Below are 15211 nucleotides of genomic sequence, written 5' to 3' on the forward strand. Positions count from 1 at the left end.
CTTTGTCACGGGCAATCATGCCCATACCCCTGTAAAATATAGTCAATTGGGCAGTTAATCCGCCTCATTACCCATCCCAACTCGAAAATTAACCGACACTACCTTCCAATTTGAGACTGAGTAACTTATCCGCTTCCACTGCAAACTCCATCGGTAACTGATTAAACACATCCTTACAAAAACCGCTAATCATCATAGAAATTGCGTCTTCTGCGGAAATACCCCGTTGTGTAAAGTAAAACAATTGGTCTTCCCCAATCTTCGAGGTAGAAGCTTCATGTTCTACTTTTGCTGTATTATTTTGTACTTGAATATAAGGGAAAGTATTGGCGTGGGCATTATCCCCAATTAACATTGAGTCGCACTGGGAATAGTTTCTCGCTCCCTTGGCTTTGGGATTAATCTTGACCAATCCTCGATAACTGTTACTAGATTTACCCGCAGAAATACCCTTAGAGATAATCGTACTCTTGGTATTTTTACCAACATGAATCATTTTCGTACCAGTATCCGCCTGCTGCATATTATTAGTTAATGCCACAGAGTAAAACTCACCCACGGAGTTATCACCTACTAGCACGCAGCTAGGATACTTCCAAGTAATTGCGGAACCTGTTTCTACCTGTGTCCAGGAAATTTTAGAATTTACACCCTGGCACAAGCCTCTCTTCGTCACAAAATTGTAAATACCACCCTTACCGTTAGCGTCGCCGGCATACCAGTTTTGCACGGTGGAATATTTAATTTCCGCATTATCTAGGGCGACTAATTCTACCACTGCCGCATGTAACTGGTTACTGTCGTACATCGGTGCGGTACAACCTTCCAGATAGGAAACATAACTATCTGCTTCCGCCACAATCAGGGTACGCTCAAATTGTCCTGTGTCACCGTTGTTGATACGGAAGTATGTGGAAAGTTCCATCGGGCACTTCACACCCTTGGGAATATACACAAAAGAACCATCACTAAATACCGCAGCATTCAAGGCTGCAAAGTAATTGTCCGCAATGGGAACAACACTACCCAAATATTTTTTAATCAATTCTGGGTGTTCTTGGAGTGCTTCAGAAATCGAGCAAAAAATCACACCTTCCTTTGCCAATTTCTCTTTGAAGGTGGTAGCAACGGAAACACTGTCAAAAATCGCATCTACGGCAACATTCGCCAAACGCTTCTGCTCGGAAAGGGGAATACCCAACTTCTCAAAGGTTTCCAGAAGGGTAGGATCGACTTCATCTAAGCTTTTCTTTTTCGCCGTTTGCTTTGGTGCGGAGTAATAGATGATATTCTGATAATCAATGGGAGGATAACCTATCGCTGCCCAGTCTGGTTCTGTCATCTTCAACCACTGACGATAGGCTCGTAGGCGGAACTCTAGCATGAATTCTGGCTCATTTTTCTTAGCAGAAATCGTGCGAACTACATCCTCGCTCAGTCCACGAGGAATGGTATCAGCCTCAATATCTGTGACGAAGCCGTATTTGTATGGCTGATTGACTAGGGTTTTAACTGTGGCACTCATCGGTAGTTGTCTCTCGTGTTCTGATAAATCAGTGTCTCTTCAGGATTGCAGACGGGCTGTTTGACCGGATTCCCCACCTTGCGTGACCGAGTGGTGACGCGACTGCTAGAATAGTATGGATACTAAAACAACTTTTCTGTTGTTTAATCTATATTGATTGTACGATAGATTAACAACAATAATGTTGTCAAAGTAAATTTTTCCAATATTTTTTTGGGGCAATGATGGAGACTACCCACCAGTCCTCAACCAAGCAGGATATTTTAGAGTATCTTTTAAGACAAGAACAGGCAACGGCGGGAGAACTTGCTGATGTCTTGGAAATCAGTCCCCAGGCAATTCGTCGCCACTTAAAGGACTTAGATACGGAGGGGTTGATTGAGTATTCCTCAGCACAATTAGGTATGGGAAGACCGCAGCATATATATGTGTTGAGCGAAAAAGGGCGCGATCGCCTGAGTCGAGAAACAGGTGATGGTTATGGGCAATTTGCTGTTTCTTTGCTGGATACTTTAGCAGAGACAGTTGGACGTGAACAAGTTAGTACTATTCTCCGCAAGCAATGGGAGCGTAAGGCTCTAGAATACCGGGAAAGGGTAGGTAATGGTTCTCTGTGTCAGCGAGTTGCCAATCTGGTAGAACTGAGAAAGTCTGAAGGGTATATGGCAGAATACCATCCGGTAGAATCGCCCATAGGGTTAGATGGCTATATATTCATGGAACATAACTGTGCTATTTCCGATGTTGCCGAGTCTTTCCCCAGTGTTTGCGGGCATGAACTAGAAATGTTTGCGGCAGTTTTACCAGATTGTACCGTGGAGCGTACCCACTGGATTATTGATGGTGAGCATCGGTGTGGGTATTTGGTACAAGCAAGACAGAGCTGAACTGAGGTATGAGTTTGACTCTAGGCAGGGACAAACCTAAAATTTAAGTTGAAAATTACTGCAAACCTATGGATATTCCACCACAACCAGGGGCACAATTTCTGACAGCTACAGAATCCGCTCAAGTGGATGCTGCTTTACTTTCTTCTCCCGAAAAATTTCTAACCAGAATTACCCTCTCTTCCCTCAAACTCCTAATTCATATTGCCCAAGAGTATGGTGTGGCGGTAGAAAATCTCACTAATCAACAGATAATTGCTTGGTTTGAAAAAGATAGCAAAATTAGGAGAGAGCAGGGAATTGAGTCTGCATATTTGAAATGGTAAGGAAATTCCTAGAAGTTTTCATAAAAATATAGAGACAGGAAATTTCCCGTCTCCATACTAATTATCTGGTTTTGCAAAACCAAATATTATTCTATGCCCTCAATTCTATCTTCCACTTCCTGATACAGTTCCCGCAGTTTATCGAGATTCTCCTCAGAAGTTTCCCAGTATCCTCTACCGTTTGCTTCTAACAGAGTTGTCACCATCTTGCGGAAGGAATGGGGATTGAGGTTCAACAGACGCTTTTGCATCTCCTCATCTTTCATGAAGGTTTCGTTCGCATCTTCATAAATCCAGTTATCCACTGCACCGGATGTTGCACTCCAACCGACTGTGTTTACCAGACGTTTAGAAAGCTCTCTGACACCTTCGTAACCATGACTCAACATTCCTTCATACCATCGGGGATTCAGCAACTTAGTACGGGAATCCAAACGCACGGTTTCTGAAAGTGTCCGTACCTGAGCATTGGCTGTAGTGGTATCTGCCATGTAGGATGCGGGCATTTTACCATCACCACGTAGACTTGCAACCAATTTTGTGGGATCGGAGTCGTAGTAGTGAGAAACATCAGTGAGAGAAATTTCCGAAGAATCCAGGTTTTGGAATGTCACGTCAGCAGTTTTCAAAGTTGTCTCGAAAATCTGGCGAGAATGCTCCATCATCCCTGGATTATCAGCACTGAAGGCAAAGGATTTGCGGGTGAGATACATTTCCTGTAACTCTGACTCACTTTCCCAAGTACTATTTTCTACTGCCAAGTTAATATTACTGGAGTAGGAACCGGAAGCATTGGAAAATACCCTTGTAGCAGCTTGTCTGAGGTTAATTCCTAGTTCCTCTGCTTGCTGCATTGCGTGCTTGCGTACAAAGTTCATCTCCACGGGTTCATCAGCTTCCGCAGCCATTTTCACCGCTTGATCGAGGAGATTCATTTGGTTGATAAACAAATCACGGAAGACACCGGAACAGTTAATCACTACGTCAATCCGTGGTCTACCCAACTCTGAAAGTGGTATCAATTCTAACTTGTTTACACGCCCCAGAGCATCGGGAACTGGTCTGACACCAACCATCCACATGATTTGTGCCAGTGATTCCCCGTAGGTTTTAATATTGTCTGTACCCCATAATACACAAGCGATAGTTTCAGGGTACTTGCCGTCGTTTTCCGACATATTCCGTGCTAACAGACGGTCAACAACGATTTTTGCTGATTGTACAGCTGCTTGGGTAGGGATTGCCTGGGGGTCGAGGGCGTGAATATTTTTACCTGTGGGTAACACATCGGGGTTACGGATGGGATCGCCACCGGGACCGGGAAGGATGTATTCTCCTTCTAAACCCTGGAGTAAACCGGCTAGTTCCTTGTCTGCACAAACCTGTTCTAAACAGAATTCCAGGTACTCAAATAATGGTTTGAGTTGATTGACATCAACCTTACTGTAGCCGGATTGGTGCAAGGATTCGACCCAGGGTTCCTTTCTGCCCATATTAAAGAAGTTGAGCTTGGAAACGAGGGAAACTCTTCCTTCGGCATCGGTTTGTTCTTTCACGAGGGCAGAAACAGCCGCACGGGTTGCCATGGTGATGTCTTGCAGTAGCTGCACATCTGACAAAATACCCTTGTCACTATTTTGGTAAATCTCGTCTAATTCCCGTCCTATACTTGCAGCAATAATTCGGGGGAGTCCAATAATTTCTTCTTCCTGACGATCTAAGCTGGCAATATTTACCAGGGTGGCGATCGCCTCTTCCGCAGTCGGTGGTTTGCCAATTACGTGTAATCCGCAGGGGAGTAAGCGAGACTCGATTTCCATCAATTTGCGGTACACACTACCTACGATGTTATCCCGTTCTTCTGGGGACATATCCTTGGCATCGGTTTCTGGCAAATTAATATCTTTATCCAGGTTCACCATCCGGCATTTATCCATGATGGTATTCACGATAGGGATACCACGACCGGAATCTTTCAGGGTTTGGTAAGAAGCAATCAATTCGCTGAGTTCTTTCAAACCCTTGTATAAACCAGCATTTTCCGCAGGTGGTGTCAGGTAAGAAATAATTTCAGCGTAACTGCGACGCTTGGCGATGGTTGCTTCGCTGGGGTTATTAGCTGCGTAATAATACAGATTGGGAATGGTACCAATGAGGTTATCTGGATAACATTCCCCAGACATTCCCATTTGCTTCCCAGGCATGAATTCTAGGGAACCGTGGGTTCCGAAGTGGAGAACCGCATCCGCACCCCAAACCTTCTCTAGGTAGGTGTAGTAAGCAGCAAAACCATGGTGAGGACTGGCGGAACGGGAGAATAATAACCGCATCGGATCGCCTTCATAACCAAAGGTGGGTTGTACACCAATAAAGACGTTACCGAAGTGTTTGCCGTAGATTAATAAGTTTTGTCCATCACTATTTAAATGTCCTGGAGGTGCGCCCCAATTCTCTTCTAGGCGTTTGGAATAGGGTGTGAGTTCCTCATATTCCGGTACGGACATGCGGTAGGCAACATTTAATTCTGGACTGCTGTACTGTGCTTGGGCATCATGGATGACAGCTTCCATCAATTCCTGGGATGATTCTGGCAATTCTTGCACATCATAGCCATTATCTCGCAGGGCTTTCATTGCCTCAAAGATGGAGCCAAAAACATCCAAATAAGCGGCAGTTCCCACATTCCCTTTATCCGGGGGGAAACTGAAAACAGTAATGGCAACTTTTTTATTTAATTTGGGTTTACGTCGCAGACTTGCCCATTTCATTGCCCGTTGAGCAACTGCTTCAATCCGATCTTGGAGGGCGATCGCCTTACCAGTAGCACCATCTTTCCCGGACATAATAATTGGTTCAATTGCCCCATCTAATTCGGGAATCGCTATTTGCAGGGCGACTTGGATGGGGTGTAAACCTAAATCACTGTCTTGCCATTCCTCAGTAGTTTGGAAGACAAGGGGTAATGCCACCATGTAGGGACGATTCAACCGCTTTAATGATTCAATCGCCTTCGGATGGTCTTGTCTAGCTGGTCCCCCCACAAGAGCAAAACCAGTCAGAGAAATCACCGCATCCACCAGGGAAGTATTGGTCGTCGGTTCATAAAAATAAGCATCCACTGGCTTGGAAAAATCCAAACCGCCAGCAAACACGGCTATTACCTTGGCTCCCATGGATTCCAATTCCTGAACCATGGCAACATAGTGAGCATCATCACCAGTTACTAGGTGACTACGCTGTAATACTAAGCCCACACAAGGTGCTAAGGGGTCTTTTAAATCTTGTGAAATATCTTTGCGGCTACTGTGCCAATTCAGGTATTCCCGCACATCCTCAAACATTGTTGTGGCGAGGGGATGCCAGATACCCATATCGGGGTAAACTACAGGTGCTTGATAGGCAACTGAGGAAAAATTCTGTTTTTCTTCGCCTTTTAATACGTACTTATCTGCTAGCATCAACAGAAAATTTTCCAGGTTTTCTGCCGAACCACCTAACCAGTACTGGAAGCTCAACATAAAATTACGGGCATCCTGGGCTTTTTCCATGGGCAGGAATTTCAGCACCTGGGGTAATGTCCGCAACAGCTTCAACATCCCATCTTGGAAACCAGCGCCGGATTTTTCCTTGCGCTTCTTCATAAATTGGGCGATGACGCTCTTGGATTGCCCTAATTGTGCCAAGGAAAAGCTACCCATTTTATTGAGTCGCATCACCTCTGGCATGGAGGGAAAGACTACTGCTACATCTAGGCGATCGCGGTAGGGTTCAACCGCCGCAACTACCTTCTGAGCCAAGTCTTCAATAAAAATTAATGAAGCGATAAAAATATTAGCTTCTGCAATATCCCGCTCAAACTCTTGATAGTTATCGGGGGAACGCAACTCTTCAATTAAATAACCGCTAATCTCGATCGCCAGATTAGGATGGTTTTCGTTAATAGTCCTGACAGCTTGCGACAATGCGCTCTGATACTGGGACTCTAGCACGACATAGACCACCTTAATCAAGTGCCGCCCGCGCAGGTCATCTGGCGAAATGTGTCGAATGGTGGACTTGACGTGAGTGAACATTCTGATGAGGCTCCTTTGATGCGTGTTCTCTACTGGAAGTACAGAATGGCAAGCACTAGCAAACCCTCAGTCTTCCTGGTTAGGCACGGCAGTGGCTAAAACGGTTTTTAATTCTGCTTTAGTCTGCCTATATTTCGAGGCACTATGAAGTTTTTACCAGAAAAGGCTTCCTAAAAGCTTCATTTGTCGCCTGTTTGACACAAAAAGATATAAAAACTGAGACTTTTGTTTACAAAAGTTAACTTTATCAAAAAGTAAACACTCACACAAATATTAAATTTTATTTACATATTTATTTGGCTATATATCTATAAAAGTATTTTATTTTGAATTGAAAACCAATTATGAGAAGATTTCCAGTAGTGAAGAAGTCAAAGGAATTGATTTGGATTTATTGTTACGCTGCGTCAATATGGTAAATCATGTGGATGCGGTCAAAACTTTTCAGCAAGGGCTACAAAAATAGGTGAAAATATTGCAAAAATGGCACTATGGAACCAGAAAAATTAATCAATAGTGATGCAATATCCATTGCCAAAAATATTCGTGAAGGCAAAATTAGTGCAGTTAAAGTTACCCAAGAAACCCTCGAAAATATTGCTACCAGGGACAGAGAATTAAACTGTTTTACTAATGTCACAATGGAGACAGCACTCCTAGGGGCAGCCAAAATTGATCAGCAAATATCCCAAGGGCAAAATCCTGGTTTGCTAGCAGGTGTTCCCTTTGCGGTGAAAAATTTATTTGATATTGCGGGTTTACGAACCCTGGCAGGTTCTAAGATTAACGCTGATAACCTTCCAGCCAGAAAGAATGCCACAGCGATCGCCAAGCTTGAGCAATCAGGGGCAATCCTTGTTGGTGCATTGAACATGGATGAGTATGCCTACGGATTTGTCACAGAAAATTATCACTACGGTACTACACGTAATCCCCACGATATTACTTGTATCGCCGGCGGTTCTTCTGGTGGTTCTGCGGCTGCGGTTGCAGGTGGCTTAGTTCCGATTTCCCTGGGCTCTGATACAAATGGTTCTGTTCGCGTACCGGCGGCTTTATGTGGCGTGTATGGTTTTAAACCTACCTATGGAAGGTTGTCAAGGGCTGGTGTAGCTTTGCTTTCCAGTAGTTTAGACCATGTGGGAACCTTTGCTCGCTCCGTAGAAGATATCGCTTTAATGTTTGATGTTTTGCAAGGATATGATGAAAATGACCCTGTTTCCAGTCAGATAGAACCAGAGTTATGTTTTCCACAGATACATCGGGGTATGGATGGGTTAAGGGTGGCGATCGCTCTAGCGGACTGTAAGTCTATCGCTTTAGCGGACTGTAAGTCTATCGCGCTAGCGGACTGTAAGTCTAATGACGATAATTATTTTGCCCAGAAACTACAACCAGAAGCTTTAGCAGCAGTTACCAAAGTTGCCCAGGCATTAAACGTAAATCAGTATATAAAAATACCAGAGGTTCATCGCGCCCGTGCTGCGGCATTTGTGATTACAGCGACAGAAGGTGCTAATTTACACTTAGAAAAAATTCGCCAACGTCCCCAAGATTTCGACCCAGAAACGAGAGATAGATTTATTGCAGGTGCTTTAATCCCCAGTAGCTGGTATCTACAAGCACAAAGATTTAGAAGATGGTATCGAGATAGAGTACGGGAGATATTTACTCAAGTAGATGTAATTTTAGCACCCACAACCCCTATCGCCGCACCTTTGATAGGACAAAAAACGATGATTTTAGATGGAGAGGAAATTTCTATACGCCCTTATTTGGGACAATTTACTCAACCATTTTCTTTTATTGGTTTGCCTGTTTTGTCTGTACCTGTGCAGCTAAAAAATTCTTTACCTCTAGGTGTACAGTTAATTGCTGCACCTTTCAATGAGGTAGCGATTTTGAGAGTTGCAGCAGTTTTGCAAAAAATGGGTGTGGTATCAGTGGGGAGAGGCTAAAGTTTGGAATTTAGGTAAATTTCCTAAATTGGCTAGAATTAAACTCAGCATGAATATTAACGTTTCTTTTTCTTGCTTGTTTTAGATTTAGCAGTAGAGCTTGTTATACGTCCAAAACCTTTATTATTTAATTGTGTTTCTGGTATTTCTGATTGACTACTATTCTCTATTGATGATATTTCTGTATCTTTCGGTAAGATGATATTATCTGTGAGTACTTCATTAATTTTGGGAATATTACTAGTTTTTTCTGTGCTATTTGTAATAGCAGTATTTCCTGATGTTTCCTCTGACTCAGTGACAGTTAATTCTGAATTATCTTCGATGGTTTCTGCTTGGGGAGTGGGTATTTCAGGGGAAGAAGTTTCTGTAGTTTCCTCTGATTCAGTAACAGTTAATTCTGGAGTATCTTCGATAATTTCTGCTTGAGGAGTGGGTATTTCAGGAGAAGAAGTTTCTGTAATTGCCTCTGATTCAGTAACAGTTAATTCTGAAGTATCTTCGATAATCTCTGCTTGAGAAGTAGAGGTTTCAGGGGAATAAATTTCTGTAATTTCTTCAGTGACAGTTAATTCTGAAGTATCTTCGATGGTTTCTACTTGAGGAGTAGAGGTTTCAGGGGAAGAATTTTCTGTAGTTCCCTCTGATTCAGTAACAGTTAATTCTGAAGTATCTTCGATAATCTCTGCTTGAGGAGTGGGTATTTCAGGGGAATAAGTTTCCGTAATTTCCTCTGATTCAGTAACAGTTAATTCTGAAGTATCTTCGATAATCTCTGCTTGAGGAGTAGAGGTTTCAGGAGAAGAAATTTCCGTAGTTTCTTCTGATTCAGTAACAGTTAATTCTGAAGTATCTTCGATAATCTCTGCTTGGGGATTGGGTATTTCGGGAGAACAAGTTTCTGTAATTTCCTCTGATTCAGTGACAGGTAATTCTGGAGTATCTTCGATAATTTCTGCTTGAGGAGTGGAGATTTCGAGAGAAATATTCGTTTCTTCAATAATAGTTGCTTGCTGCTCTTCATTGGGAATCTCTGCAACTAAAACTGCATTAGTTTCGAGATTATCATTTGGAGTTGGTATAACAAATAAATTTACTTGTGCATCATCCACACCTAACCCTTGAGCAACTTCTTCCCAAGTACCAGTAATATCTTCAGCGACTGCTTGATGATGGAAAGCAGTTTTAATAATCGATGCAGCATCAATAGCTGTTAATTCTAGTAAAGAAGCGACTAAAAAGCTGTTGAGTTCAGGTAGATTGCTTGTAAACTCTGTTAGCTGTTGTGTGAGTACAGCAATACATTCTGGGTGGGTGTCTGGGTGTTGCTTGGCAATTTCTACTAAGCTATTGATAGCTGTGACACGGGGAAAAAGTTTATGGGAAACGTCTGCAAGGTAGGTTTGTAAGGGAGAAATCGCAACTCTTCCAATCATCCCGTAAACCTTGGGCATTTCTTCACTTACCAAATCATTATCTTCCCATTCGTGGAATAACTCCATCAAAGGAATTACAGCACTTTCTGCACCTAATTGCGCCAGCGATCGCCATGGATGTATGTGAGAATCTATACTATCTAAATCCCTATCTACTGCCATCCTGATTAATTCAGGAATATCTTCCTTACCCAAACCGAACATTTCTGGATAGTTGTACCAGGTTTTTGCCTGAATGGAGGAATTATCTAAGGCAAGTAGTTGATTTACAGGAGGTTGATAGTTCGTTTGATTCGTCATCTCTACATAGTTTTGATGAATAGTCAAGTATCAGACTATAGCAGAATTTTTGAGTATTATCTCTAATTGTCAAGATAATCTTAAACAAACGTTCTATAACTATTTGAGTTAACGGGGCGATTGTTCTCCCTTGAGACGTATTTTATTTATATATGGTCGCACAATACCCAAAATCAAATTATTCTAAATTTTTGGCTTGTACAACTTAGGTACATATCAGTATCGAAACAATCTACCCATTGCTTCTCAACTGAAAGATTCTCCATTCCCCATTACCCCCGTACAGACGTATTTCACATCATTACCCATTCCCCAATGACACAACTGCAACGTATTACCATCAAACCTGAGCAATTCCAAGGAGAGCAGATATTACTTACCTCGGAGCAATTGCATTATCTGTTACGGGTACTGCGTTTAGAGGATGGCGATCGCTTCATTGCTATGGATGGTATGGGAAAATGGTGGCTAACTCAAATCAACCATCAACAGGGGCAAATTTTAGAATTATTGCAACCAGAAACTGAGTCACCTATAAATATTACTTTACTAATTTCCCTCCCCAAAAACGGTTTTGATGATGTTATCCGTTATTGTACTGAGCTAGGTGTAACTTGTATTGCTCCCGTGATGAGCGATCGCAGCTTACTAAAACCCAGCTCTCACAAGCAGGAACGCTGGCAAAAAATCGCCCAAGAGGCAGCAGAGCAATCAGAAAGGGCAATTGTTCCTACTATCCTAGAACCAGTGAAATTTATTACCGCTATAGGTAAGGATGTATCAAAGCAAAAGTTTATCTGTGAAGCTAGGGGCAGCTATCCCCATTTAAAAAATACCATAGATACCCAACAACCATTAACCATTGCGATCGGACCTGAGGGAGGATGGACAGATGCAGAGATAAAAAATGCTATGGAGGCGAAATTTCAACCAGTATCCCTAGGAAAGCGCATTCTCAGAGCAGTTACAGCCCCTATAGTAGCTCTTTCTATTGTTGCCAGTGAATTAGAATCTGATTAATTATGATACATCCTTAAATAATCATGCTTGAGCAAGTCGCTGCTGCTTTAGAAAACAAAGACTATAAAACTGCTGCCAAATTACTTAAAATACTATCCCAGGAATCTCCGGAAAATCCCTGGGTACGTTGTTATATCGGCAAATTGCAAGAAGTCTCTGGCAAATATACAGAAGCAGAAAAAATCTATCGTCAGTTGTTGCGGAACACGACAAATAATAAGATTATTCTGGCTGCTCGTCAGGGTTTACAAAGACTGCAAGAAATATCTCAGGAAGAGCGATTACGAGCAATCTCTCAAGCAACATCAAACCCCAATGGTACAGAACAGGGTGTCTTAATTTTAGAGCCTCTTGCCAGTGATGCCAAAGCTGTTGCAGCCCAAAAATTTGCTAAAATCATGCACATAGACCCTTACAGTGCCAGGTTATTACTTCCTAGCCGTGCTTGGCGTTTATATCGTAGTGGGGCGATCGGTGAGTTAGAATTTTATGGTCAACAATTGCGTCAAGCGGAAATCCCCTGTTTTTGGACAGAATTAAGCGCAGTTTCCCAAATTCAGGTTTTTCAAGTTAATTATTTTTCTGAGTCTAGCCCCTCCAAGGCTACAGTTATTTGCCATAATGCTGATAATCAGAAAGGTTCTATTAGCCTCCAATGGCAAGAGGTAAGTACCAGAGTTCAAGGTTTATTACCCATCTTTGAAGAGGTTGTAGATAGGGATGTACGTGGTAAATTAGAACGCAAAATCCAAATCCAAGATTATTGGCAATTCTGCGATTTACATTTACCCCACAGACATTGTTTACTGAGAATCTCTGATAATAGCTACAACTATCAACAAGATTTAAATTTAGCCTCAGAAGCGAATAAAAATACCATCCGCATTAACTGGAATAAATTTCAAAAATGGCTAGATGGGCAAATACCCCAGGTAAAAACTTGGTCTGATTTTACTACTTTTGCGGAAACTGCTCTAGACCAAACAGAAATTATCAATAAAATTCCCTCCCACATCGAGATATTTCGTCGAGAACCAAGCAACTGGGATAATGCATTTCATCTTTACAGTGGCTTAGTTTTTGCCAAAAATATCATCAAGCCAAAAGGGTGAGCTATTCTCACCCCCATCATCCCAAAACCCAAAGGTGACTTGAAAAATCATCACCTTTTAGCCATTAATTATTATTGTTAGGTATTTTGGCTTGACTTGCCATCTCTAGGAAGGAACTCATATTTGCCCCTGGGCGACGGCGAGGAGTATTAGTTTGGATAAGGTACTTACTAGCAAAAGCTGTTTCTGTTGGTATCTTGGGTGCTGCGGGTGCAGGTGCGGGTGCAGGTGTTACAGCTTTTTCTGTTTGCTTGGGAGCAGGTGAAGATTTGGCTTTTTTGCTCTTGCTGCTAGCTGTTTCTTTCACTGCTTCTTTGATAGTTGCTTCAACTTCTGCAACTTTCTTTTCTACTTGCTTAACTGTTTCTGTGATTGCTTCTTGAGCTTTCTCATTACCAGACTCATCAAGTTCTAAGTAAAAGCCATTGCTTTTCTTTTTGCCGCCAAGTAAACCACCTAAATTTAACTTCTTCATAACCCCAGTGACCAAATTTTGGATTTCAGCAGAAAATTGCTTCTATGGTTAATGTATCTGAATGTTACCCAGCTTTATTAAAAACTGAGAAAAATTATGAATTTTCCCTAAGAATCATGTATATACCTCTAATTTGGTATGCCCAAATATTCAGGTCATATCATGGATGGCGATCGCTCTTCTCAAAGTCTTGCTAAATGACAAGAAAGAGATTTTGCCTACAAATTTTTCAGAGCGAGCAAATTCAGCATACTAGAGGTAATTATGAAGTTTTTCTGGATAATCGAGCAAGATTTTCTGGGATTGATTAACAAAAGTTAACATTCTGTTCATAAATAGTTGTCATTGCTAGGAAGTATGGGTAACTTGGGGAGCAAAATCATTTAGTTGTTGTCAATGCTGTGAGAATTCTACTCTCCGAGAAGTTGCTATACATTTACCTGACATCGCAATGACGTATCTGAATCGCTTCCTATGGACGTGGTTTAATAGTCTATGTCATCAATTTTGATACTTGACTGCGGACATCCCTTCATTTCATTCGAGGGTAGGTTTCCCTAGCCCCTCAAATCAGGGAGCGAGATGCTTCAACTACAGATTTTCCCCATCCCAACCGACGGGATAAATAAACTAATAGGATTTCCCTATCTCTAACTCCCTCCACCAAAGACTTCAACATCAGTAAATAGACAAATGGGAGAACCATGTCCAACCCAAATTGCCTGGTTAGGCTCTCCCTTACCACAATAAGGAGTTCCATACATCTGCCAAGTGGATGAATTACCAATCTTGGCTAAACTGTGCCAAAATTCCGGGGTAGTTGCCCGATAGTTGGGGTTACGCAGGGTTTTTGTGAGTTTGCCGTTTTCAATTAACTTGCCATACTCGCAACCAAATTGGAATTTATAACGGCGATCGTCTATTGACCAAGAGCGATTAGACTCCATATAGACACCATGCTCAATCTCGCCAATGATTTCCGCAAAACTGGCATTTCCCGCTTCCAAATTTAAGTTAGCCATCCTGTCAATAGCTGGACGATTCCAAGAAGAAGCGCGGGCACAGGCTACTCCTGGTACACTAGCTCTTGCCTGACTTTCTAAGCTACCCAAACCACGCATTAAGACACCTTCCTTAATGACGTATTCCCTTGTTGCCACAGCCCCCGTATCATCAAAACTGTAACTAGCAAATTCACCAGGAACAGTGGGGTCAAAGGTAATATTCATCAAGGGAGAGCCATAAACTAAGTTGCCAAAATCTTGAGTATTGACAAAACTACCGCCAGCATAGTTGCGCTCATCTCCCAAAATTCGGTCAATTTCTAGGGGATGCCCCACACTTTCATGAATTTGTAACATCATTTGGTCAGGAGCCAGAACTAAGTTGGTTCGAGTATCTGGACATTCCATCGCAGTCAGCAATTCTACTGACTCTTCACCAATTTTACGTACCCGCTCCCACAAGTCAGCTTGATGGAAAAGCTCTATACCGCCTTGATAGCAATGTGCCTGCCAACCATTATTGCTGCGCTGTTGTACAATGGCTCCATCCTGGGCAGTCGCTCCATAGTGGCTACTAACAAACATGAATTTTTGATACACCTGAGAGCCATTGCTGCTGGCAAACCAAGATTCACGTTCGGTAATATTTGCTGTTGCTGTCGTTTGCACAACTTTGTCAGAAACTTTCAGAGTTTGACAAATCTGTACTAAACAGTCATTAAGTTCCCCGGTGGAGAATGTATCGAAAGCGTCTCGATAGGGAGAGATGTATTCCCCGACAACGGGAGGACGAGCGGTATTTGCAGGAAAGGGATAAATCCACCATTCACTAGCAGCGAGTGCTTGGTTATACGCAGTTTCTGCGGCTGCCTGTAAGCCACTTAAATCTAAGGAATTCGTTGCACTATAGCCGATACACCCCTTGACAATCACCTCCACCATGGCTCCGATGGTAGAATACTTGCCACTATTTTGAGGTAAGGCATCACGGAAGCTACGAATACTAGAAGTTTCTTTAACTACACGAATTCCGAGCCAATCGATAGGGAGATGAATTTGGGCGATCGCCTGTTTTAATTCTGAGAACATAGGTAA

General features: G+C 42.4%; 11 protein-coding genes. 6 read left to right on the forward strand and 5 right to left on the reverse strand.

The window, feature by feature from the left end:
* Positions 1-88: 88 nt before the first annotated feature.
* Positions 89-1525, reverse strand: coding sequence for a Fe-S cluster assembly protein SufB (gene sufB, locus IJ00_RS16765; protein WP_035154703.1), 1437 nt, complete (start codon positions 1523-1525; stop codon positions 89-91).
* Positions 1526-1749: 224 nt separating this feature from the next.
* On the opposite strand from sufB, the gene sufR reads away from it, so the two are divergent.
* Together sufR and IJ00_RS16775 are read left to right on the forward strand one after the other, a co-directional pair.
* Complete coding sequence (sufR, locus tag IJ00_RS16770; protein ID WP_035154704.1) at positions 1750-2412, forward strand: iron-sulfur cluster biosynthesis transcriptional regulator SufR; 663 nt, start codon at positions 1750-1752, stop codon at positions 2410-2412.
* Positions 2413-2480: 68 nt separating this feature from the next.
* On the forward strand, positions 2481-2738 hold the full coding sequence (locus tag IJ00_RS16775) for a hypothetical protein (RefSeq protein ID WP_035154705.1): 258 nt from the start codon (positions 2481-2483) through the stop codon (positions 2736-2738).
* A gap of 86 nt (positions 2739-2824) precedes the next feature.
* On the opposite strand, the gene IJ00_RS16780 is transcribed toward IJ00_RS16775, so the two are convergent.
* Complete coding sequence (locus IJ00_RS16780; protein WP_035154706.1) at positions 2825-6811, reverse strand: magnesium chelatase subunit H; 3987 nt, start codon at positions 6809-6811, stop codon at positions 2825-2827.
* 331 nt (positions 6812-7142) lie between these two features.
* Between IJ00_RS16780 and IJ00_RS29970 the strand changes: the two genes are divergently transcribed.
* The gene (locus IJ00_RS29970) at positions 7143-7277 is read left to right on the forward strand and encodes a hypothetical protein (protein ID WP_256388803.1); all 135 of its coding nucleotides are present in this window, start codon (positions 7143-7145) and stop codon (positions 7275-7277) included.
* Positions 7278-7302: 25 nt separating this feature from the next.
* Complete coding sequence (locus tag IJ00_RS16785; RefSeq protein ID WP_035154707.1) at positions 7303-8769, forward strand: AtzE family amidohydrolase; 1467 nt, start codon at positions 7303-7305, stop codon at positions 8767-8769.
* A gap of 56 nt (positions 8770-8825) precedes the next feature.
* Here the strand turns inward: IJ00_RS16785 and IJ00_RS27165 are convergent, their stop codons facing one another.
* A complete protein-coding gene (locus IJ00_RS27165) occupies positions 8826-10505 on the reverse strand; it encodes a HEAT repeat domain-containing protein (protein ID WP_052754475.1) in 1680 nt (559 codons plus the stop codon).
* 315 nt (positions 10506-10820) lie between these two features.
* Here IJ00_RS27165 and IJ00_RS16795 point away from each other — a divergent pair, with 315 nt between their 5' ends.
* On the forward strand, positions 10821-11525 hold the full coding sequence (locus IJ00_RS16795) for a 16S rRNA (uracil(1498)-N(3))-methyltransferase (RefSeq protein WP_035154708.1): 705 nt from the start codon (positions 10821-10823) through the stop codon (positions 11523-11525).
* A 23-nt stretch (positions 11526-11548) separates the two neighbouring features.
* Positions 11549-12637, forward strand: a complete 1089-nt coding sequence (locus tag IJ00_RS16800; RefSeq protein ID WP_035154709.1) for a M48 family metallopeptidase — start codon at positions 11549-11551, stop codon at positions 12635-12637.
* A 64-nt stretch (positions 12638-12701) separates the two neighbouring features.
* Here IJ00_RS16800 and IJ00_RS16805 read toward each other — a convergent pair whose 3' ends face one another.
* Both IJ00_RS16805 and IJ00_RS16810 read right to left on the reverse strand, forming a co-directional pair.
* Positions 12702-13112 carry a hypothetical protein gene (locus IJ00_RS16805; protein ID WP_035154710.1) on the reverse strand — a complete coding sequence of 137 codons (411 nt, stop codon included), beginning with the start codon at positions 13110-13112 and terminating at the stop codon, positions 12702-12704.
* A gap of 650 nt (positions 13113-13762) precedes the next feature.
* The gene (locus tag IJ00_RS16810) at positions 13763-15205 is read right to left on the reverse strand and encodes a TldD/PmbA family protein (RefSeq protein WP_035154712.1); all 1443 of its coding nucleotides are present in this window, start codon (positions 15203-15205) and stop codon (positions 13763-13765) included.
* Between the last annotated feature and the right edge of the window lie 6 nt (positions 15206-15211).

This window comes from Calothrix sp. 336/3, assembly GCF_000734895.2.
In the GTDB taxonomy this organism is placed as follows: Bacteria; Cyanobacteriota; Cyanobacteriia; order Cyanobacteriales; family Nostocaceae; genus 336-3.